This window comes from Stenotrophomonas sp. STEN020, from assembly GCF_056760195.1.
On the sequence record NZ_JBRREI010000004.1, the window covers coordinates 129,414 to 152,698 of the forward strand.

Here is a 23,285-nt window from a genome sequence, read left to right on the forward strand (position 1 = left end):
TCTCCCTGTCGGGCGTCAGTTAGACAGCCCACCTATAACCGGGATTTTAGCCTAGCGTAATGTCAGTTATCGCTGAAACGGGGTACAGACCGTTTTATGAATGGAATGGGCGTCACTCCCGTGACGCCCATTGCGCAGCCTTTACTCGGCAGGCACGCCCATTTCCTGCAGCAATGCGGGGGCCGGGTATACCTTCGCCAACAGCCAGCGCAGGTAGCGCATGTCCACGTGCACGGCACGCTTGTAGCGCGGGTCGAACCACCAACTGGCGCTGACGGACTCCCAATTGGAATCGAAATTCAGGCCAATCAGCTCACCCTTGGCGTTGAGCACCGGTGAACCGGAATTGCCGCCGGTGGTGTCCAGGTTGGTCAGGAAGTTCACCGTCTGCGTCTTCAAGGCCGGATCGGCAGTGCTGCCAAAGTCGCCCTTGGCGATCGCTGCCAGCAGCGGCTTGGGCGCGTCGAACGGCACCGTGTTGGTGTTCTTCTCGACGATGCCGGCCACCGTGGTCACCGGCGAATAGCTGACCGCATCACGCGGATGCAGCGCTTCGACCTTGCCGTAGCTGATGCGCAGGGTGCTGTTGGCATCCGGGTATACCGCCCTGCCCTGGCTTGCGCGCCAAGCAAACAAGGCCTGCATGTAGGACGGACGCAGGCGCAGCTGCTCGCCTTCGCGTTCCTTGCTGTCGCGCTCTGCACTGAGCTGTGCCATCACCAAAGCCGAGGCCACCGACACCAGCGGGTCGGCTTCGATGAAACCACCCTTGCGTGCGGCCTCGAAACGCGACAGGCGCTGCGCTTCATCGCCCAGCTTGGTCTGTGCGTACAGCTCGTCCAGATGCTTGGCCAGCGCAGCCGGCGTGCGACCAAACAGGTTGTCGTAATGCGAATTGCGCTGCGCATCGGGCAACTGCTGGTAGCGGGTCAGCAATGCGGTGAGCAGTGCTTTTTCGACGGCCGGGTCGTAGCGACGCTGCACCTGCTTGAGCACACCTTCGATCAAAGCCTGGTCGCGCTGCTGGTAACCGGCCTCGCGCTCGGCATCGGGTTTGAGCGATTCCACCCGCAGGCGTTCCAGCAGCAACGCAGAACGCAGCAGCTGGGTCTGGCTGGACATCAGCGTCACCAGGAACTCGCTGCTGCCGACCGCACGGTCTTCAGCCAGGGAGGCAAACAACGCGTCGATATCGGCCTTGTACTTGCCATCGGTGTTGGCCAGCATCGCCTGCTCGTCCTGTGCGCGCTGGGTCTTGGCATCGCTGCGCAGCAGGCCTTCCAGTTCGCCGGCGGCACGCTTGCGATTGTTCTTCAGCGACTGCAGCTGCGAGGCATAGCGCGTGCGTGCATCGGCATTGCCCTTGCCCTGCGCCTCGATCACGTCGATCAACTGCTGGAATACCTCGACGCGGCGCGGCAGCACGGTATCGATCTGGCTGGCGAATTCATCGGCAGTGCGCAGGCGGTAGGTGGTGCCGGGATAACCGGCGAGCATCGCGTAGTCGCCTTCCTTCGGACCATCCAGCGACATCTTCAGATGTGCGGGCGGATGGTAAGGCACGTTGTCCTTGCTATACGGCGCCGGCTTGCCGTCCTTGCCGACGTAGGCACGCAGCAGGGTGAAGTCGCCGGTGTGCCGCGGCCACATGAAATTGTCGATTTCATCGCCGTAATTGCCGATCGCACGCGGCGGCGCGTAAACCAGACGAATGTCGGTCAGCTCCAGCTGGCGGATGCGGTAGAAGTCGCTGCCGTAGTACATGTTGGCCACCGAGCAACGCACGCCGCCTTCGGCCTCGCAGTCGGCGACGATGCGCTTGCGCGCGCTCTCCACCGCGTCGTAATAGCCGCGGCCGGTCTTGCCACGTGCGTCCTTGAGTACCTCATCGGTGACCTTGTCGAAACCCACCGTCACCAGCACCCGGTAATCGGGATTGGCAGCGCGCTCATCGTCGCGCCCCTGGGCGATGAAGCCGTCATCGATGAAGTTGTGCTCCTTGCTGGCGTTGTACTGGATGACGCCATAGGCCACGTGGTGATTGGTTAGCAGCAAACCCTCGTCGGAGACGAACGAACCAGTACCACCACCGACACGCACCACCGCGCTCAACGGCGGCGCGGTGACGTCGGCCAGCTGCTTCGGGTCACCCTTGAAGCCGGCTTCCTTGAGCGTCCTGGCCAGCTCCGGCAGCTGCGTGGGCATCCACATGCCTTCGTTGGCGTGGGCGGCAGCGGCGGCCAGGCTCATGCCCAGCGCCAGCGCGGCGGTAAGTGGTTTGCGCGTCATCGGAACTCCAACGAATTACAGAACAGGCGTGGACAGTAGCGGCCCCCGCTCGGAGCGGCAACCGCCAGCAGTCACGCAATATCGCCGACGCTTGTAGGAGCGGCGTCAGCCGCGAAGCCCGCGCTGCATGAACTCGCTTTGTCGCTGATCTTCGGCGTGGCAAATGCGCTGTTGGCTGCGGATGGAGCCGTGGTTTCGCGGCTTACGCCGCTCCTACAAAAACCCGCGCACTCTCCAGCGCGCGATTGCTGGCTGATGTTGAAACAGCGCTGAGCCGGTACATCGGGCGCGACGCTTTGTAGGAGCGGCGCAAGCCGCGAAGCCACTGCTGCATGGTCTCGCAAATAGCCAGGTCTTCGGTCAGCGCAACGCGCTATTGGCTGCGAACGGAGCGGTAGCTTCGCGGCTTACGCCGCTCCCACAACCGTGCCATCCACATTGCCCATCAGCGCTCCTTGCGCCAGTTCACCGAGCCGCGGTTTTCAACCGTGGAAGATTCCACTTCGATGTCGAAACCGCGCCGCAGCAGGTACTTCAAGGTCAGCACCGAGCCGCTGCCGACCAGCGAGACGCCATAGCCGATGTAGAGCTTGGGCGTGATGTACTTGCCCACGCCGATCACCGAGCCACCCAGCGCGCGTGATTGGCTGACGCCAGCATCGTCCAGGCCCAGCTTGGCGCCCACCTGCGCAGCGAGCAGGCCGGTACCGGCCGACAGTGCCGCCGATGCCGCGTTGACCTGCTGTGCCTGGTCGCTGCTGGCCATGCTCAGGCTGCGCCCCAACACCAGATAGGCGAGCGATTCGGATTGCGACATCGCCGGATCCGACCACACGTCCACCTTCGGCTGTTGCGCGCGGCCGGTGACGTGGATGCCGGCGGTGACATCGCCAATCGAGCGCTCAGCCTTGATGTTGATACGCGGATCGGAGACCACGCCGTAGTTCCACAGCAGTTGGCCATCGGTGATGGTCAAGTCCTGGCCGTAGGCCTTGTAGCGGCCGCTGACTTCCAGGCCGCCGTTGGCGGTCATCTCGCGGCCCGGGCGTGCACGCACCTGCATCCGGCCGGTCAGCGCGCCCTTCAAGCCGAAGCCACTCATCTTGACCTTGTCGCCGAGGCTGACGGTCAGGTCCATGTCCAGTGGCGAGGACGGGCCCTCCTCCGGATCGACCGGGTCCAGCACCACGATGTCTTCCGATGCCGATGTGCCGCGGTCCAGACGCTCAAGGTCCAGATCGGCCTCGGGCACGTGCACACTGCCACGCAGTTCCATCGCGGTGCCGGCCAGGGTGAAGTCCAGATCCGGGTTGGCCACCACCCGCAGTTCGCTGGTATTGGCCAGCAGCACCTTGTCGCCATGGATATGCAGCTGCAGCGGCTGTGCATCGCCGAACCAGGACAGACCACCGTCCACCTGCAGCGTGCCTTCGCCGCCGGTCTTGGTCGATGCGCTGATACGCGCCGAACCATCGGGCTGGGCGACAAAGGTGGCCTTGCCTTCGCTCAGGGTCAGACCCAGCGCCGGGAACTCACCGGTGAAGTTGCTGAGTTTGGCGTCGCCGCCCATGGTTGGCTGCGAGCGCGTGCCGCGCAGGCTGACGTGGCCTTCGATCAGGCCTTGCGGCCGCACCAGATCGGGCGAGAACAGCTCCAACCAGTACAGCCGCGCGATGTTCATGTACAGCTCGCCGGTGAGCGCCGCATTGGGCTCCCAGCCGGTCTGCACCTTGGCATCGATGAAGCCGTCGCCCTTGAAACCGACGCCGAGGTAGCCCTTGATGCTGTTCGGCAACATGTCGACGTTGAGCGAGAAATTGTCGTAACGCACCAGCTCGCCACGGGCGTTGTCGCCGAGGCGGATGCCGCCTTCGGCCGAGGCCACCTTGAAGCCACCCTCCCAGGCATTGCCACGCGGGCGGATGTTGCCGTCCAGAGTGAGTTCGCCGCGCAGGTACATGCGGCGGCCTTCGTTGGGTGGCAGCCAGGGCTGCACCAGGGCAAGCGGCAAGGCATCACCACGCAGCTGCAGGCCTTCGCGCGGCCAGTTGGCGGCAATGCACAAAGCACCACCGGTGTCCGAGCCCATGCAAGCATCGGCCAGGGTGAAGTTGCTGCCCTGCGCGCTGAAGGCGGCGGCTTGCCGCAGCTGCCAAGGCGCGCCCTTGACCGGTGCGATCCGCAGCGAGGCAAGCTCGCCGCGCCAGGCCTGCCCTTGCTGACGCACGCTGCCGCTCAGCGCCACAGCACCCAGTTCGTTGCGGGTGTCAGCTTCCAGCTGCAGGTTCTGCACGCTGCCACGTGCGTTGATGTTGACCTGGTCCAGCAGCATGCCGACTTCGACCGCACTGCCGTGGATCTGCAACGCGCCGTTGTTGCCCTGCCACGGCAGGCGGCCGTTGACGCTGATCTGCTGCGCCTTCCAGTCGTCCCATTGCAGGCCATTGCCGCGCAGGTCAGCGGTGATGTCCGGCTGGCTGGGGGTGCCGCGCAGCTGCAAGGTGCCGGCCAGGCTGCCGGTGCCGCCGGGCAGCAGATCGGACAGGTGCAACGGCTCCAGCCGCGCATCCACATCCAGACGATCACCGACCTTGCCCTTGGCTTCGATCTGGCTGTCGCCCATTACCAAGCGCACATTGCCCTCGCCCTGCATGCCCTGCAGCGCGAGCTTGGCGCGCGCATCGACGCGACGGCCGCGCAGCGTGCCGTTGATCTGCGGCACGTCCAGCGTCGCCTCGAAGCGCATATCGCTGCTACCGGCCACCGCCGGCAGCTGCTTGCCCTTGGAGGCCAGCGAGCCGGACAGATTGCCTTCCCAGCCCGGTGCGAAATAGCCCGGATCAAACTTGGACAGGCTTGCGTCCACATCCCAAGCCAGCGCCGGTGCCCATGCCGCCGAGCCCTTCAGTTCCAGCGCACCGCCGGGCGTGGTCGCCTTGAGGAGCTCGATATGCGCTTGCTGGTCGTTGCCACGCACATCGAAATCGAGATTGGCGTCCTGCGCTTCGCGCGCCACCTCAGCTTTGCCAACGGCGGCCCAGTTCTTCAGGTTGCCGGCCACACCCAGTCGCGCTTCCTTCAGGTGCAGCGGTACCGGCGTGCTGTCCGGCGAACTCGGGTCCGGCTCAGGCGTGTAGGTCAGTTGATTGGCCACCACTGCGAAGCGGAAGCCCGGATTCTGTGCATCGCTGAAATCCGCGGTGCCCTGCAGGCGCACGCTGCCGCCGAAGGCTTCGGCAACCAGCGGCGCGACCGTCAGCACCTGCTTGTCGATGGCGACATTGGAAGGTGCCAGCACCAGCTCGTTTTCACCCTGGCGCACCCGGCCCTGCAGCCGCGCCTGACCGCCGCGACCACGCGCGGTGAAATCCAGCGCCAGCGGTGCCGGTGCCTCGGCCAGGAACTGCGCCGGTACCAGTTGGCCGATATCCAGCTGTTCACTGCGCGCGGCGACGTTCCACACCGGATCGGTGCGGCCATCCAGAATGAAACTTACATGCAGCGGCGTGGGCGCGTAGCCGGCCACCGCAACTTCCATATGGGCGAGATTGCCGCGTGCGACCAGACCCAGCCGCGCAGCGGGCTGGCCCGGGCGTGGCGGCATCAGCGCGCGCACGGTCAGGTCGGTGGCGTAGTCCTCTCGCGGCAGGTAATGGCCGTCGATGCGGAAATCGCCGAGGTTGCTGTTGACCTTGATCTGGTTGGCGGTGAACTCACCATTGGCAGCTTCAAGCCCACCACGGACCTTGCTGATGTCGATGATCGGCTGCTGCAGCTGGGTGATGCGCAGGCCATCGATGACGATGGTGTCGGCCTGCAAAGCCAGCGGCAACTCGATGGCGGGCAGCACATCCGGCCAGTTCGGCAGCTCGAAAGGCTTGTCTTCCGACGGACCGAGTTCCAACGAGGCGTCGGTGATGCGCAACGCATCCAGGCGCAGCTTGCGGCCGAGCAGCGGGCGGATATCCGGGTCCAGATAGGCCTTGCCGGCGGTGAAGTGCAGCTCGTTGTAGCGGAAATCCAGGTCGTACAGGACCAGCGGCCCGGCCAGCGGGCCTTCGGCCTTGCTCCAGGTCAGCGATGAACCGGCGGGCAGGCGCGCCACTACCTGCGCCAGCAGCACCTCGCGCCCGGCCACGGTCTGCAGCAGCCAGTACAACGCGAACAAGCCCAGCAACACCAGCACGGTGATGGTGATGCCGCTGCGCACGGCCAGCTTGCGCAGCCGCGCCTTGCGCTTGGCACGCAGCTCGGCGATGCGCGCTTCGCGTTCTTCCGGAGTCACATCATCGGGCCGGCGGCTCATAGGTCAGCTCCGATGTTGAGATAGAGCTGGAACTGCGAATCGGGGCTGTTCAAACCGTGGGCGATATCAATACGCACCGGGCCTACCGGTGATTTCCAGCGCACGCCAAAGCCGACGCCGGTATGCAGGTCGATGTTGTTGTCGAAGGCGCTGCCGGTATCGACGAACACCGCGCCGCCCCAAGGGCCGCCACCAAAGTAATGCTCGTACTCGACCGAACCGACTGCCAGATTCTTCGCGCCCAGCGCGAACTTGTCCGGTGCCGGCGTGCGCGGGCCAACTTCGCGGAAGGCATAACCGCGGATGGAGCGGTCACCACCTGCGAAGTAGCGCAGGCTTGGCGGCATCGACACCAGATCGCTGGTCCAGGTAGTACCGGCCTGCCCGCGCAGGATCAATCGGTCCGCATCGCCTACCGGTATATACCAGCGCACGGTGGCATCGGCCTGGATGAAACTGGTATCCGACCCGGCACCTTCGATGCCGCCACGCATTGTGGCGTTGCCGCTGATGCCGCGACGCGGGAAGCTTTTATCGTCAACCTTGACGTAATCAGCGGTGAGCTGCGGGTAGACCAGGGTCGAATAGTTGTAGACCGCGGCATTGAACTGGTCGCCTGAGCTGTAGCGCCAGCGTTCGCGCAGGGCATTCATCGAGACGAGGGCGGTCAGGTTTTCGTTGATTTCGCCGCTGCGGCTGGCGATCAGCTTGACGTTGCGCAGATCGATGTAATCGGTCTGTTCGTCATAGGCGCTGACCGCAAAGCTGTACCAACCGTCCAGCCAGCGGAAGCCGGGCACGCGGTAACTGGTGATGAAGCTCTTGCGCCGCTGCGCGTAGTCCAGCTGGGTGCTGAGCTTGTGCCCGCGGCGATTGACGTAGCGGCGATCGACGCCACCGCGCACACCCGGGCCGCTCTCGCTGCCGTAGCTCAGACCGGCGGTGTAGATGGTGCGCTTGGCGCGGGTCAGCTTGACGTTGACCGGCACCTCGCCGTTGTCATCGGCCTGCTCCGGATGCGGCTGGATGTCGATGACGCTGAAGTAATCGAGCTTGGTCAGCGACTCGCGCAGGCGATCGAGCTTGCCTTCATGCCAATAACTGCCTTGTTCCCAGTACACCAGTGGCTCGAACAGACCCGGGCGGAAATAATCCTGCTCGAAGTTGATCGGCCCCATGTTGTAGCGGCGGCCGCTGTCCCAGGTGAGGAAGATGTCGGCGGCGTTCTCGGCGCGGGTCACTTCGACCTTGCGCTGGGTGAAGTCGGCATCAAAGTAGCCGCGCTCGGCCAGGCGCCGGGTGATGGTGATCTTGCTGGCCTCGTAGCTGACCGAATCAAAGACCTCGCCGGTCTTGGGGTGGAAGGCTTCGATGTCTTCCTGCAGGTACTTGTCGCGCGAGGCCGGGCCGGTGATGTCCAGCTCCTGGGTGCGAACCTTGACCTGCTCACCCTTGTCGACCTGGATCAGCACCTGCAGGGTATCGCCGGTGCGCGGCGCTTCCACGGTGATCTTGGGATTGTAGAAGCCGAACGGCTCCAGCGCCGTACGGGTCTGCCGCTCAGCCTGCGACAGCAGGTATTCCAAGCGTGATTCACCCTGCACCTTGCCGATCGCGTCGTAGACCGACAGCGATACCTCGATGTTTTCGATCATCTCGGCATCGTCACCCTTGTCCAGACCTTTGATCTGGACTTTTTCGATGGTGCCGCGGGCATGGGCGAGGGGTGCTGCCGCCAGCGACGCCAGAAACAGAAGGAGCGGGGTGATTCGAGATAGCTGCATGCGCGTCAGCATACCGGTCCGAACATGACCGGCAAAATCACATGCCCGTCATGAAGCTGCCTACGGCAGTGCCGAGCCATGCTCGGCAGCGATGACCCCTGTAGTGCCGAGCCATGCTCGGCAGGGGCAGTACCGATGCCCTCTGTAGTGCCGAGCCATGTTCGGCAGGAGCTGTACCGGCAATGCCCCTGCCGAGCATGGCTCGGCACTACCACAACGCAACAGGCCCGCTTGCGCGGGCCTGTTGCGGTCAGACATCCAAGGTCGATCAGCTGGACAGATGCTCGATCGCTGCAACGCTGCCGAGGCGGTCGCCCAGCGTGCGCAGCAGCGCCAGCCGGTTACCGCGCAAAGCCAGATCATCGGCATTGACCATCACCGCATCGAAGAACGCGTCCACCTGCGGGCGCAGGCGGGCCAGGCGGCCGAGCACGGCCACGTAGTCCTTGTGCGCAAGTGCGGTGCCGGTGTCGTCAATGGCTGCGGTGACGGCCTCGGCCAGTTCGCTCTCAGCCGGCTCACGCAGCAGTGCCGGGTCGATCATGCCGGGGATCTCGCCATCAGCCTTGCGCAGGATGTTGCGGATGCGCTTGTTGGCCGCAGCCAGTGCTTCGGCTTCCGGCAGCTGGGCAAAGGTGCCGATGGCATCGATGCGGCGGTCGAAGTCGTACAGCGAAGCCACGTGCAGCTCGGCGACGGCGTTGAAGTGGGTGGCCGGCACGCCCTTGTCGGCGTAATAGCCCTTCAGGCGGTCGATGATGAAGTCGTAGAGCTCGCCCGCATCGGCCTGCACACTGCGCTCGGCAAGGCCCGCATTGGCCGAAGCCAACAATGCCGGCAGATCCAGGTCAAAACCCGACTCGATGATGCTGCGAGCCAGACCCAAGGCATTACGACGCAGCGCGAATGGGTCCTTGTTGCCGGTCGGCTTCAGGCCAGCGGCAAAACCACCGGCCAGCGTGTCCAGGCGCTCGGCAATGGCCAGCACCTTGCCCAGCGGCGACAGTGCGATGTCATCGGCGGCGAAGCGCGGCTGGTAGCTCTCGTCGATGGCCAGCGCCACCGACGGCGATTCGCCACCGGCAACAGCGTAGTGACGGCCAGCAATACCCTGCAGTTCCGGGAACTCGTTGACCATGCGCGACTGCAGGTCGTTCTTGGCCAGCTCGGCGGCACGCTTGGCGTGAACCGGATCGGCACCGACCTGCGGCGCGATGATCTGCGCCAGCACGCTGACGCGCTGCACCTTGTCGGCGACGCTGCCCAGCTTGGCCTGGTAGGTGACGGTCTTCAGGCCATCGCCCATGCCCACCAGCCCCTGCTTGAGGTCTTCGTCGAAGAAGAACTTGGCATCGGAGAAGCGCGGACGGATGACGCGCTCGTAGCCCTTGGAAACCTCGGCCACGTCCTTGGATTCGATATTGGCAATACCGATGAATTTCTCGGTCAGCTTGCCGCCGCCATCCAACACCGGGAAGAACTTCTGGTTGATCTCCATCGTCTCGATCAACGCTTCCTGCGGCACGGCCAGGAATTCGCGCTCGAAGCTGCACAGCACCGCCGCAGGCCATTCGACCAGGTTGACCACCTGCTCCAGGTTGTCGTCAGTGATACGAGCCACGCCGCCGGCCTGGGCGGCGGCAGCGTTGACCTCGGCGACGATGCGCTCGCGGCGCGCGTCGGCATCGACCAGCACGTTGGCGGCCTTCAGCGATTCAACATAGTCCGCCGGATTGCTCAGCCACACCTGCTTGTCGGCCATGAAACGGTGGCCACGGCTGAAACGGTCGGACGTCAGGCCCAGCAGTTCGGCCGGCACGATGTCGTTGCCGTGCAGCAGCACCAGCCAATGCACCGGGCGGGCGAAGGCGTATTCGTGATTGCCCCAGCGCATCGGCTTGGGGATCGGCATGGCGGCGATGGCTTCGCGCAGGATCTCCGGCAGCAGGCTGGCGGTCTGCGCGCCCGGGGTCACCGAGCGCAGCACGAAACGCTCGCCCTTGGCGTCGGTGGTGCGCTCCAGCGCGGTCCAGTCGATGCCGGCCTTGGCGGCGAAACCCTGCAGCGCCTTGGTCGGCTCGCCATTGGCGTCCAGCGCGATGTTCAGGTACGGGCCGAACACTTCCGAATGCTGCTCGGGTTGTTCGGTTTCCACGCCCGGCAACAGCACCGCGAGGCGACGCGGGGTCGACAGCGGCTTGGCATCGCCACGCTCAAAGGCCACGCCACGCTTGGCCAGGCCATCGATCACGCCATCGAAGAACGCCTGCGCCAGGCCCGGCAGCGCCTTGACCGGCAGCTCTTCCACGCCCAGTTCGATCAGCAGCGGCTGCATGCTCATGCCTGCACCTCCTTCGCTGCGACCGCTTCGAGGCGCTTGGCCTCGTACAGCTTGGCCACCGCCTGGGCCAGCGCGCGCACGCGCAGGATGTAACGCTGGCGCTCGGTCACCGAGATGGCGCGGCGTGCGTCGAGCAGGTTGAACGAATGCGAAGCCTTGCAGACCTGTTCATAGGCCGGGAGCGGCAGGCCGGCTTCCACCAGCTTCTGCGCTTCCTTCTCGCAGGCGTCGAAGCGATGGAACATTTCTTCCACGTCGGCGTACTCGAAGTTGTAGGTGCTCTGCTCTACCTCGTTCTGCAGGTAGACATCGCCGTAAGTGACCGGGGTGCCGTCCGGGCCGTAGGTCCAGATCAGGTCGTAGACGTTGTCGCAGTTCTGCAGGTACATGCAGAGCCGCTCCAGGCCGTAGGTGATTTCGCCCATCACCGGCTTGCACTCCAGGCCACCGGCCTGCTGGAAGTAGGTGAACTGGGTGACTTCCATGCCGTTGAGCCAGATTTCCCAGCCCAGGCCCCAGGCGCCCAGGGTCGGCGATTCCCAGTTGTCCTCGACGAAGCGCAGGTCATGCACCAGCGGGTCGATACCCAGCGCCTTGAGCGAATCCAGGTACAGCTGCTGGATGTTGTCCGGGCTCGGCTTCATCGCCACCTGGTACTGGTAGTAGCGCTGCAGACGGTTGGGGTTTTCGCCGTAGCGGCCATCGGTGGGACGGCGCGAGGGCTGTACGTAGGCGGCATTCCAGCTTTCCGGGCCGATCGAGCGCAGGAAGGTGGCCGGATGGAAGGTGCCGGCACCGACCTCCAGGTCCAGCGGCTGGATCAAGACACAGCCCTGTTTCGCCCAGAAATCATTGAGGGTCTGGATCAGTCCCTGGAAGGTAATCGAAACGGGGGGAGTCGCGGACATGCTGCCTGAGCCGTACGTAAGGGGTGCGTTAGTATAGCGACCGACCGCGCGATGGCCGCGCCAGCAAGGGGTTTGGGGTGGAAAACGCGGCTGTGGAAGGCACTCAGGCACCCTCACCGCAGGTGGCTATCGCCCCGGGAAGGCTGCAGTTTTCCAATGTCGCCAGCGCCCTGCTGGCCGATGGGCTGGTGGCTGCGCACGACCAGGAGCGGATCCGTTTCTCCGCCCAAGGCGCGCGCAACGCCAGTGAAGTGCACCCACTGGTGTTGCTGGCCAACCTCAAGCTGGCTGCCACAAGCGGGGCTGGCGAACTGGGGCTGGAGCGCCTGACCGAATGGCTGGCCGCACGCACCCAGACCCGCTACCTGCGCATCGATCCGACCCGTGTGGACGTGTCCGGTGCCACCGCGGTGGTCTCGCATGCCTATGCGCGCCGCCACCGCATCCTGCCGCTGGGCCTGGACAGCGAGCGCGTGCTGGTTGCCACCAGCGAGCCGCTGGCACGCGACTGGGTACCGGACCTGCAGCACCTGACCCGCCGCCGCATCGACATGGTGCTGGTCAATCCGCTGGACCTGCACCGTTATTCGATGGAGTTCTTCGGCGTCACCCGCTCGGTGCGCGGCGCGCGCAGCGACGCCCGTGACAGCAGCAACGGCATCACTCCGCCCAGTTTCGAGCAGCTGGTGGAGCTGGGTAGTGCCGGTGACGTCAACGCCGATGACCACCATGTGGTCAGCATCGTCGACTGGCTGCTGCAATACGCCTACGAACAACGCGCCAGCGACATCCACATGGAGCCGCGTCGCGACAAGGGCCGCGTGCGCTTCCGCATCGACGGCGTGCTGCACAAGGTGTTCGAACTGCCACCGTCGGTGATGACCGCGGTGATCAGCCGGGTCAAGGTGCTGGGCCGCATGGACCTGGCCGAGCGCCGGCGCCCGCAGGACGGTCGCATCAAGACCCGCTCGCCAGGCGGTCGCGAGGTGGAAATGCGCCTGTCGACCATGCCCACCGCCTTCGGCGAGAAGTGCGTGATGCGTATCTTCGACCCGGACTCGGCGTTCAAGAGCATCGAGCAGCTGGGTTTCAGCCCGGAAGAAGCTGCTGGCTGGAACGAGTTGGTGGCGCGCCCGCACGGCATCGTGCTGGTCACCGGCCCGACCGGCTCCGGCAAGACCACCACCCTGTACTCCACGCTCAAGCGCCTGGCCACGCCGGACGTGAACGTTTGCACGGTGGAAGACCCAATCGAAATGATCGCGCCGGAGTTCAACCAGATGCAGGTGCAGGCCAATATCGACCTGGACTTCGCCTCCGGTGTTCGCACCCTGCTGCGGCAGGACCCGGACATCATCATGATCGGCGAAATCCGCGACCTGGAAACCGCACAGATGGCGGTGCAGGCCTCGCTGACCGGGCACCTGGTGCTGTCCACCCTGCATACCAACGACGCGCCCTCGGCCATCACCCGCCTGCTCGACCTGGGCGTACCGCATTACCTGATCGCCTCCACCGTCAACGGCGTGCTGGCGCAACGACTGGTGCGTACCCTGTGCCCGCATTGCAAGACGCCGGACACCCTGAGCGACAGTGATTGGGCGCCGCTACGTAATGCCCATGAAGCATTACCAGATGTGGTGACGGCATATGCACCGGTCGGTTGCCTGGAGTGCCGGCGCACCGGTTACATGGGCCGGATCGGCCTGTATGAGTTGCTACCACTGGGTTCGCGGCTGCGCGCCCTGATCACCCGCGACATGGATCTGGCCGGATTCAGCAAGGCCGCAGCGGCCGACGGGCTGCGCACCCTGCGTCGCACCGGGCTTGAAAAGGTGGCCGCAGGGCTGACTACAATCGAGGAAGTCCTGTCAGTACTGCCGCCGCCGGAATGAAGTCCCAGCCGTTCTTGATCGTTGAAACCGGGCAACCGTTCCCGACCCTGCGTCGTTATGGGCGTTTTCCGCACTGGATCCGCGTTGCCGCCGGGCTGGAAGAAGCCGACACCGTAGTGGTCAACGTCGAGCGCGGCGAGCAGTTGCCCGAACGTACCGACTTCGCCGCCACCATCGTCACCGGCTCGGCCGCCTTCGTCACCGACCGCGCTGACTGGAGCGAGCGCAGCGCCGACTGGCTGCGCGACGCCGCCCATGCAGGCATGCCATTGCTTGGCATCTGCTACGGCCACCAGCTGCTGGCGCATGCGCTGGGCGGGCAGGTCGACTACAACCCGGCCGGGCGCGAGTCCGGCACCATCCAGCTGGAGCTGGAAGCCCCGGCCTCGGCCGACCCCTTGTTCGCCGGCCTGCCGGCCAGCTTCCCGGCCCACGCCACCCACCTGCAGACGGTATTGCGCGCGCCCGAAGGCGCCACCGTGCTGGCCCGCTCGGTGCAGGACAACTGCCACGCCTTCCGTTGGGGCGAGCAGGCCTGGGGCCTGCAGTTCCACCCCGAGTTCGCCACCCATCACATGCGTGGCTACGTCCGTGCCCGCGCCGACTGCATCGCCCGCCACGGCGGCTGCGCCCGCAGCGTCGCCCGCGAGGTCACCGCTGCGCCGCTGGCCCGCCAGCTGCTGCGCCGCTTCGTCAGGCACGTACGCCGCGAAACGCATTGAACCTGCGGTTGTTTTGTAGGAGCGGCGTAAGCCGCGAAGCTGGCAATGCTGCAATTACAGCTATGTCCGCAATCTGACGATTCGTGGGCTTCGCGGCTGACGCCGCTCCCACAAAGGCCGAAGGGCCCACCGGTGTAGTGCCGAGCCATGCTCGGCAGAGGCCCTCCCGGCAATCCAACCTGTAATGCCGAGCCATGCTCGGCAGAAGCCTTCCCAGCAATCCAACCCGTAGTGCCGAGCCATGCTCGGCAGAGGCCTTCCCGGCAACCCAACCTGTAGTGGGGGGGGGGGGGGGGGCGGGGCCACCCCCCGGAACGCACGACCAGGCCATGCGACGCAGGCCCCGCCACCCGCCACACCACCCCCCCCCCCCAACCCCCCCCCCCCCCCCCCCCCCCCCCCCCCCCCCCCCCCCCCCCCCCCCCCCCCCCCCCCCCCCCACCCCCCCCCCCCCCCCCGCCCCCCCCCCCCCCCCCCCCGCCCCCCCCCCGCCGCGCCCGCCCGCGCCCCCCCACTACCGACAGCAACCCCTCCCCGGCCCTCCCCTTGCCTGCGGCAAAGGGAGGGGGCAACAGCTGCCCACCCCACCGTTACTTTGTCCTCATAAACCCGAGCCGGGTTTCAGGCGATAATCCGCCCAGCGTCGGCGTGTTGCCCGCGCACTCCCCCGTTTCGGAATTGCAATGAGCGAGATTCGCAAGGTACCGGCCTCCGCCGGTGCGGAATGGCTGCTGACCGGTTTTGGCCTGCTCAAGCGCGCGCCACTGGCGCTGGGTTCGCTGGGCATCCTGTGGGGCGTCGGCACTTCGCTGGTGCTGTCGCTGTCGATGCTGGTGCCGGCACTGGGCACCGTGGTGCAGCTACTGCTGTTGTTGGCCGGCCCGTTGTTCATGGGCGGCATGTTGTGGGCCATCCGCGAGGTCGACCAGGGCCGAACCGCCAAGCCTGCGCACCTGCTGCAGGGCGTACAGGAAGGGCGTGCGCCGCACCTGCTGGTGGCCCTGTTGCCGCAGCTGTTTGCCGCCCTGCTGCTGGGCACGCTGCTGCTGGTGCTGGTCGGTACCGACGGCCTGCAACAGCTGTCAGTAGTGATGGTCAAGCTCAATGAGCTCAGCCAATCCGGTGCACAACCTGATCCGGCGCAGATCGAGGCACTGGTGGCGACGCTGCCGGCCGGGCGCATCCTGCTGTGGCTGTTGTTGCTGATCGCCAGCTTCGTCGCCGTGACGCTTGCGCTGTTCGTGATGCCGCCGCAGGTGATGTTCGAGCGTTCCGGTGGCATGCACGCGTTGCGCGAAAGCCTGCGCGCCAGCATCCACAACCTGCCGGCGATGCTGGTGTTCTTCGTGTTGGCTTTCATCGCCATCTTCGCGATCTATTTCGCGGTGATCATCGTGGCGTTGTTCATTGGCCTGATCGCCGGCCAGGTCGCCGCCATGGCCATCGCCCAGTTGCTGCTGATGGCGATCCTGATGCCGGTCTTTGCCGGCGCCGTGTATGCAGCGTGGAAGCAGATACTGGCGCCAGCCGATGCCACCGGCCCGACCCCGCCGCCGGTGAGCAGCGGTCACGTGTTCGAAGCCTGATCCAGGCGGTCACGTCGCTTGCAGCAAGGCCGCGCAGAGATGCGCGGCCTTTTTGTTTCACGCCGTGTCGCGGCTGCGCTTGATCAGGTACATGGCCTGGTCGGCAGCATGCAGCAAGGCATCAACCTCGGCACCATCCGCTGGGTAGGCGGCCACACCAATGCTGGCGGCGATCGCCAGGGTGAGTTGTTCGCCATCACGCAGGTAGTGCATCGGTGCCTGCAGCGACTGCGTCACCCGCTCCATCAGACGATGGGCGTCGTTGATGTCATCAAGCTCTTCCAGCACCAGGGCGAACTCATCGCCGCCCAAGCGGGCCACGGTGTCGTTCTCACGCAGCGCACCGCGCAGGCGTGCAGACAGCTCGATCAGCACCGCATCACCAGCGCCGTGGCCCCAGGTGTCGTTGACCTCCTTGAAACGGTCCACGTCCACATAGACCAGCGCGAACATGCCGCCGTGGCGCTGCGCGCGATGATGGGCGCTTTCCAGCCGGTCCATGAACAAGGCACGGTTGGGCAACCCGGTGAGCATGTCGTGCATGGCCAGGTGGCGCATCTCCTGCTCCATCTGCTTGCGCTGCTCGACTTCGATTTCCAGCTGGCGGTTGCGCTCGGACAGCTCGCTCAATGCATCGCGCAGTGCTACCCGGTGCCGGTACAGCTCCAGGAACACCTGCACCTTGGACAGCAGGATGGTGGCTTCCAGCGGCTTGGCCATGTAGTCCACCGCGCCGAAGCCATAGCCCTTGAGCCGGTGCACGTCATCGGCATAAGTCGCGGTGACGAAGATGATCGGGGTCTGTCGGGTGGTTTCTTCCTGCGACAGGATCTCGGCCACTTCAAAGCCGTTGATGTCCGGCATGTAGACGTCCAGCAGCACCAGCGCGAACTCATCGTCCAGGGTCGCCTTCAGCGCATCGTTGCCGCAGGCCGCCTCGACCACGTCCACGTCGAGCTTGGCCAGCACCCGGCGGATCACCAACAGGTTGGCGGGATTGTCATCTACGGCCAGGATCTTGGGGCGCTGCACTGCCACCGGCTTGGTCACGAACATAATGCTTCCAGCAAAAAGGGAATTTCGGGGAGTGGCAGGCAGTAATCAGCACCAGCCAGCTCCAGTGCGGCGGCAGGCATCATAGCCACTTGCGCCGTTTCCGGGTCCTGAACGATCAGTGTGCCACCGGAGCGTCGTATCCGCGCGCACCCTTCGGCACCGTCGGAATTTGCCCCGGTCATCAGTACAGCCAACAGCTGCCCGCGCCAGACCTCGGCCGCAGATTCAAACAGAACATCGATGGAAGGACGTGAAAATGCCACCCGCGGGTCGATGCTCAGGGCAAAACGGCCGTTGCGCTCAATCAGCAGGTGGTAGCCGGACGGGGCCACATAGACCCGCCCCGGCTCCGGCAGCTGGCGTTCTTCAGCCTCCTCCACCGGCAGCCCGCTGCGGCTGGCCAGCAGCTCGCAGAACACTCGCATATCCTCCGAACCGCTGTGGCAGACCACCACCATCGGCACCGGCAATGGCCCTGACAGGCCGCCCAGCAACTGATGCAGGGCAGCAAGCCCGCCCGCCGAGCACCCCACCACAACGGCTTGTGGAGGCTGCCCGGACGCGGTTTTCACAGTAAGCCACCGGCGTTGCGGTACAGCCGCAATTCGGCATCCAGCGGCACGAAATCGCGCGCACTGGGGGCGAAGCGGATCGACTCCCGGTTGCCCAGGCACAGGAAGCCGCCGCGACTGAGGCTGCTGCGGAACAGGCCCAGCACCCTGTCCTGCAGCGTGTCGGAGAAATAGATCAGCACATTGCGGCACAGGATCAGCTGCGCCTCGGTGAACACGCTATCGCAGACCAGGTTGTGGTTGGCGAATGTGACCCGCTCCTTGAGCCGCTCGTCCAGCTTCATGAAGTCGTAGCGGGCGTGGTAGTAATCAGACAGCGTGTGACGGCCACCGGCCGCCAGATAGTTCTCCGAATACAGCCGCGCATCGCGGATCGGAAAGATGCCTTCCTGCGCCTTGGCCAGCGCTTCATCGCTGAAGTCGGTGGCGTAGATCTGGCAGCGGTCGTACAGCCCGGCTTCCTTCAGCAGGATAGCCAGCGAATAGACCTCCTGCCCGTGCGCGCAACCGGCCTGCCAGATATTGATCTGCGGGTACGAGGCCAGCACCGGGAACACTTCGTCGCGCAGCTTGCGGAACACCGCCGGGTTGCGAAACATCTCCGACACCGGCACCGACAGCTTGGCGATCACCTGCGGCACCATCTCGTCTTCGCGCAGCACGCGCGCGGTCAGCTCGCTGACGCTGGGCAAATTCAAGGTATGCGCCAGCGCCAGCACGCGCCGCTTCAACGAGGACGGCGCGTAACCGGTGAAGTCATAGCCATGCCGCCGCGACATCGCAGTGATGAAAGCATCGACTTCGATGTCGTCAATGTCATCGCGCAGCGCTTGCGGAGTGATGGGACCTACTTTTGCAGCCATACACGCATCATCGACAACAGTTTGTCCAGATCCACCGGCTTGGTGAGGTAGTCGTTGGCACCGGCATCCAGGCACTTGTCGCGGTCGCCATGCATCGCCTTGGCGGTGACGGCGATGATCGGCAGGTTGCTCCACTGCGGCAGCTTGCGGATCTCGCGGGTGGTTTCGTAACCGTCCATACCGGGCATCATGATGTCCATCAGCACCAGCTCGATGGACGGGTTTTCCTGCAGCTGCTGCAGTGCCTTGTAGCCATCCTGCGCCATCGACACGTTGACCCCGCGCGAACGCAGCGACTTGGACAGGGCAAACAGGTTGCGCATGTCGTCATCGACCAGCAGTACCTGACGGCCGCCCAGATTATTGTCGTCGGACGGTGTGGCATTGGCTCCACGCGAGCCGATGCTGTGCAGGAACAGGCTCACTTCATCGAGCAGGCGCTCGGGCGAACGCTGGCCGTTGATCACGATACTGTCGGTGTACTGGCGCAGCTTGAGGCTGTCTTCGCGGCTCAGGTCCTGGCCCGAATAGATCACTACCGGCGGCACTGCAACCAAGGTTGCCGCCTTCTCCAGGAACTCGATGCCGGAGATGCCGCCCAGGTTGAGATCCAGCACGATGCAGTCATAGCTATGGGTGGCGATGCGCTCCAGCGCTTCTTCGCCGGAGGCAACCTGGTCGATCTCGACGTTGTCCGCCTGCAACAGACGGGTAAGCGCCAAGCGCGAATCCGGGTCATCGTCGACCAGCAACAGCTTGCGCACGATCTTGCCGGCCACATCCAGCAGATGGTCGAAGGCGGCAACCAGCGCCTTGCGATCCACCGGCTTGGTCAGGTAACCGACCGCGCCCAGCGCAACACCGCGCGCGGCTTCATCCACCGCGGAAATGAAATGCACCGGGATGGCTGCAGTGACCGGATCGTGCTTGAGGTGCTGCAGCACCGACCAGCCATCCATGCCTGGCAACATCACATCCAACAGGATGCCGGTGGGGCGATAACGGCGCGCCAGCTCCAGGCCACTTTCGCCATCGGCGGCGGCAAGTGCGCGGTGGCCTTTGCGGCGAATCAGGTCGACCAGGATGCGGGCGAAGGCCGGATCATCTTCCACCGTCAAGATCACGGTTTCACCCGCCGCAATGGCGTGGCGATCATCGGGAATCCAATCAATCAGCTGCGCGGTAGCGACGCGCGCCGGGCCCGGCGTCGGCGCAGGCCGCTGCTCGCTGATGGCCTGACTGGCGGCCACGGCGCTATTGATGCCAGCCGACAACAGCGGCAGCACCAGGCTGAAGCTGCTGCCCTTGTCCTGCTCGCTGTCGACGACCAGCTGCCCACCCAGCAACTGCGCCAGGCGCCGCGCGATCGCCAGCCCCAAACCGCTGCCACCGTAATGACGGCTGGTGCTGGAATCGACCTGCTCGAATGCCTCGAAGATCGAGTCCAGGCGCTCTTCGGGAATACCAATACCGGTATCGCGCACCGTCAACGCCACGTGCAGGTCGTCCACAGCCGCGCCGATGCGGGTCAGCATGGCGCTGTTGGCCGTCGCCATATGCAGGGTCACCGAGCCTTCGCGGGTGAACTTGAAGGCATTGCCTAGCAGGTTGTTGAGCACCTGCTGCAGCTTGGAGCGATCAGTGACCAGTGCCTCGGGCATCGACGGGTCCACCTCGATAGCGAACTCCAGGCGGTTTTCCATCGCCATATGGCGGAAGTGGCGCGTCACCTCGCGGGTGATGGCATCGATCTTCACCTCCTCGCGGTGCACGTCCATCTTGCCGGCTTCGATCTTGGACAGATCGAGGATGTCGTTGATCAGCCGCAGCAGGTTGGAGCCGGAGTCGTGGATGACCGCAGCAGCCTCAACTTCCTCCACATCCAGATGCCCACTCTCGTTCTCGGCCAGTTCCTTGGACAGGATCAACAGGCTGTTGAGCGGCGTGCGCAGCTCGTGCGACATATTGGCCAGGAAGTCGGTCTTGTACTGGCTGGCACGCGCCAGCTCCTGCGCCTTGAACTCGGTTTCGCGCTGCAATACCTGCAGCACGTCCTTCTGCTCATTGAGCACTTCGGTCTTCTGCCGCAGCTCCTCGTTGGAGGCCTGCAGTTCTTCGGCCTGCACACGCAGTTCTTCTTCGGAAGCGGACAGGCGCTGGGCCTGTTCTTCCAGCTCCACGGTCTTGCCCTGCAACTCTTCGTTGGTGGCGCGCAGCTCTTCTTCCTGCGCCTGCAGGGCCAGCTGCGACACCTGCAGCTCTTCAGCCTGGGCGCGGGTGTGGTCCAGTAGCAGCTGGGTCTCGTCGGCGCGGCAGATATTGTCCAGGCCCAGCGCCACGGTCGGCAGCACCGAGTCGATGAAGGCTTCCTGGGTGGCGTTGAAGTGACCGAAGGTGCCGAATTCGAACACGCCCAGCAGGCGATCCTTCAGCAGCAACGGCACTGCCACCAGATGACGAGGCTGCGCCTCGCCCAGCGCCGAATGCACGCCAAAGAAGTCGTCAGGTACCTGCTGCACGCTGATGCGCTTGCGCTCCAAGGCCGCCTGCCCGATCAGGCCATCGCCAAGCCCATAGTGCAGGCCAAGATGCTTGCGCCGCTGGAAGCCATAGCTGCCCTGCAGGCGCAGCTGCTTTTCTGCTTCATTCCAGGCAAAGAACACACCGATCGGCGCATCGATGCGCGGCGCGATCTGTGACACCAGCGCCTGCGCGTACTCATCCGGGGTCTGCGCGGTCTGCAACTGGGCACCGACTTCGCCGACGCTGAGCTTGACCCAGTTGGCGTCACGCGACTCCAGCGAGTTGCGCCGGAACACCTCCAGCGCGCGCGCGATCTCACCGATCTCATCACCACGCTGCAGACCATCGATCTGCACGTCCAGATCGCCGTTGGACAGGCGCGTCATCTTGTCGGTCAGGCGATTGATCGGGTTCACCACCAGCCGCGAGATCATCCACAGCGCAAGAAGGATGATGACGAAGCCCAGCACCAGCAGCACCAGCGAGATCGTGTGCGCACGGGCGATCCAGCTGCTCATCTGGCCCCGGTCGCTGAGCAGCTGGGTCATCTCTGCTTCGTAGATCCCGTCCAGCACATCGGCCAGCGCATTGCCCTGCCCTCCGTCGCTGAGTGCGTCCAGCTGCTGCACCTCGGTGAGCTGCGCGGCACCGGCTGCCGGACGCAGCACCGCCATTACTTCGTTGTCCCAGTTGCGAGCCTGTGCCTGCGCAGCGCGCAGGCGCTCGGCCACTGCCTCGGTACCGGCGGCGGTGAGCGCGGCGGTCAAGGCGGTATCACGGCGCTCGCGCTGTTTGGCCAGCACGTCCATATGCCGCTCGCCGTCACCAAGCAGGTAATTGCGGATGGCGATCTGCTGCAGGCGCACGGCCTGGATCGCATCCTCGACCTGGCGGATCACCTCGATCTGCACGCCCTCATGCCGGCGCGCGTCGTCATCCCGCCCGGAGGTGCGGTAACTGACCACGCTGGTGGCCAGGAAACACAGGAAAACCAAGCCAAATGCCGCCAGCATCTTGCTCAGCAGTGGCACGTTGTTGATCCAGCTACTCTTCTTTTGCGTCACGCAGGTGTCCCCCGGGGTGCCACCACGCCTGCCAATCCGCGCGGCCTCTTTTCAGTGAAAATAGCGCAGATTGCTGACGACCGCCTGCTACGGTTGAATCAGGGTTTCGCGGTCTTGCCCTGGTCGCGCGGCTGCAGCCAACGCGAGGCATGTATGCCCAGTTCGTAAAGGAAACACATGGGGATCGCCAGCATCAGCTGCGACACCACATCCGGCGGGGTCAGCACCGCCGCCAGCACAAAGATACCGACAATCGCGTAACCGCGGCCTTCACGCAGCTGCTGTGGGCTCACCCAGCCCAGCAGGACCAGGATCACCATTGCCACCGGCAGCTCGAAGCTGGCGCCAAAGGCAAAGAAGATGGCCAGCACGAAATCCAGATAGGCGTTGGCATCCGGCGTGATGGCGATCACATCGGGACGGAAGGTGGTCAGGAAATGGAATACGGCCGGCAGCACCAGGAAGTAAGCAAAGGCGCAGCCGATGTAGAACAGCGCAACCGCCGAACCAAGCAGCGGCAGGGCCAGGCGCTTTTCACGGGCATACAGGGCCGGCGCCACAAATGCCCAGGCCTGGTACAGCAGCCACGGCACCGCCACGAACAGGGCGGCAAAGAAGGTCAGCTTCAGCGGTGCGAAGAAGGCACCGGCCGGATTGGTGGCAATCATCGATTGCCCGGCCGGCAGCTGCGATATCAGCGGCGTGGCCAGGTGCGTGTACAGGGTGCGCGAGAACGGCATCAGCGCCAGCAGCACCACGCCCAAGCCCAGCAGCGCGCGCACCACCCGCGAGCGCAGCTCGATCAGGTGTTCGATCAGGCTGCTTTCGTTGAGATCCGCCGCGCTCATGGCATCCGCTCCTGGCTTGCTGGGGCCTGCTCGGCGCTTATCTGCACATCATCCAAGGGGATGCTGCGGTTGAACTCGGAATCGATGGCGTCATGACTGGCCGGCGCAGCAGCCGCTTTCAGCGGGGCCAGCTCTGCAGCTGCGGGCGGCTGTCCATCGCTCATGGCGGCAGGTGCCACCGCGCGCGGCTCAATGGTGCGTGGCTCGATTACCCGCTCGGCAGCCGATTCCGGCAGTTCCACTTCGCGCTTGAAGGCATCACCTTCACTGCGCACCTGCTCGGCCTGGTCGCGCAGCCCGGCCTCGGCCTGCTGCATCGACTGGCGTACATCCTGCAGATTGCGCTTGAGCTCCTCGGCGTGCAGCTCGCGCTCAAGCTCCTGCTTGACCGAATCCCACTGGTTGCGCGCACGGCGTACCCACAGCCCGGCAAAACGCGCTGCCTTGGGCAGACGTTCCGGGCCGAGGACCACCAAGGCCACCACTGCGATCAGCAGCAGTTCGCTGAAGCCGATATCAAACACGTCG

Annotated in this window: 14 protein-coding genes; 3 read left to right on the forward strand and 11 right to left on the reverse strand. The window is 64.9% G+C overall.

Annotated elements, in window-relative coordinates:
- Positions 1-141: 141 nt before the first annotated feature.
- From ACVOLZ_RS03305 to glyQ, 5 genes are all read right to left on the reverse strand, one after another.
- Entirely contained in the window at positions 142-2,289 is a 2,148-nt protein-coding gene (locus ACVOLZ_RS03305) for a S46 family peptidase (protein WP_481515016.1), read from the reverse strand.
- A gap of 445 nt (positions 2,290-2,734) precedes the next feature.
- Positions 2,735-6,595, reverse strand: a complete 3,861-nt coding sequence (locus tag ACVOLZ_RS03310; protein WP_481515017.1) for a translocation/assembly module TamB domain-containing protein — start codon at positions 6,593-6,595, stop codon at positions 2,735-2,737.
- Positions 6,592-8,391: an autotransporter assembly complex protein TamA gene (locus ACVOLZ_RS03315; protein WP_481515018.1), complete on the reverse strand. Its 1,800-nt coding sequence runs from the start codon at positions 8,389-8,391 to the stop codon at positions 6,592-6,594. The genes ACVOLZ_RS03310 and ACVOLZ_RS03315 overlap by 4 nt, the downstream gene beginning before the upstream one ends.
- Positions 8,392-8,647: 256 nt before the next feature.
- Positions 8,648-10,720: a glycine--tRNA ligase subunit beta gene (gene glyS / locus ACVOLZ_RS03320; protein ID WP_481515019.1), complete on the reverse strand. Its 2,073-nt coding sequence runs from the start codon at positions 10,718-10,720 to the stop codon at positions 8,648-8,650.
- On the reverse strand, positions 10,717-11,628 hold the full coding sequence (gene glyQ / locus ACVOLZ_RS03325) for a glycine--tRNA ligase subunit alpha (RefSeq protein WP_481515020.1): 912 nt from the start codon (positions 11,626-11,628) through the stop codon (positions 10,717-10,719). Before glyQ ends, glyS begins: the two co-directional genes overlap by 4 nt.
- A 92-nt stretch (positions 11,629-11,720) precedes the next feature.
- On the opposite strand from glyQ, the gene ACVOLZ_RS03330 reads away from it, so the two are divergent.
- From ACVOLZ_RS03330 to ACVOLZ_RS03340, 3 genes are all read left to right on the forward strand, one after another.
- Positions 11,721-13,523 (forward strand): GspE/PulE family protein, encoded by a 1,803-nt coding sequence (locus tag ACVOLZ_RS03330; protein ID WP_481515033.1) that lies wholly within the window; start codon positions 11,721-11,723, stop codon positions 13,521-13,523.
- Complete coding sequence (locus tag ACVOLZ_RS03335) at positions 13,520-14,245, forward strand: glutamine amidotransferase (protein ID WP_481515021.1); 726 nt, start codon at positions 13,520-13,522, stop codon at positions 14,243-14,245. Before ACVOLZ_RS03330 ends, ACVOLZ_RS03335 begins: the two co-directional genes overlap by 4 nt.
- A gap of 683 nt (positions 14,246-14,928) precedes the next feature.
- Entirely contained in the window at positions 14,929-15,831 is a 903-nt protein-coding gene (locus ACVOLZ_RS03340; protein WP_481515022.1) for a BPSS1780 family membrane protein, read from the forward strand.
- 57 nt (positions 15,832-15,888) lie between these two features.
- Here ACVOLZ_RS03340 and ACVOLZ_RS03345 read toward each other — a convergent pair whose 3' ends face one another.
- The 6 genes from ACVOLZ_RS03345 to tatB all read right to left on the reverse strand — a co-directional run bounded on the left by ACVOLZ_RS03345 (position 15,889) and on the right by tatB (position 23,281).
- Positions 15,889-16,887 (reverse strand): diguanylate cyclase domain-containing protein, encoded by a 999-nt coding sequence (locus ACVOLZ_RS03345; RefSeq protein ID WP_481515023.1) that lies wholly within the window; start codon positions 16,885-16,887, stop codon positions 15,889-15,891.
- Entirely contained in the window at positions 16,878-17,459 is a 582-nt protein-coding gene (locus tag ACVOLZ_RS03350; protein WP_481515024.1) for a chemotaxis protein CheB, read from the reverse strand. Before ACVOLZ_RS03350 ends, ACVOLZ_RS03345 begins: the two co-directional genes overlap by 10 nt.
- The gene (locus ACVOLZ_RS03355; protein ID WP_481515025.1) at positions 17,456-18,322 is read right to left on the reverse strand and encodes a CheR family methyltransferase; all 867 of its coding nucleotides are present in this window, start codon (positions 18,320-18,322) and stop codon (positions 17,456-17,458) included. The genes ACVOLZ_RS03350 and ACVOLZ_RS03355 overlap by 4 nt, the downstream gene beginning before the upstream one ends.
- Entirely contained in the window at positions 18,307-21,909 is a 3,603-nt protein-coding gene (locus tag ACVOLZ_RS03360) for a response regulator (protein WP_481515026.1), read from the reverse strand. Before ACVOLZ_RS03360 ends, ACVOLZ_RS03355 begins: the two co-directional genes overlap by 16 nt.
- 98 nt (positions 21,910-22,007) lie before the next feature.
- Positions 22,008-22,757, reverse strand: coding sequence for a twin-arginine translocase subunit TatC (gene tatC, locus ACVOLZ_RS03365; RefSeq protein ID WP_481514353.1), 750 nt, complete (start codon positions 22,755-22,757; stop codon positions 22,008-22,010).
- Positions 22,754-23,281, reverse strand: a complete 528-nt coding sequence (gene tatB / locus ACVOLZ_RS03370) for a Sec-independent protein translocase protein TatB (protein WP_481515027.1) — start codon at positions 23,279-23,281, stop codon at positions 22,754-22,756. Before tatB ends, tatC begins: the two co-directional genes overlap by 4 nt.
- Positions 23,282-23,285 lie beyond the last annotated feature (4 nt).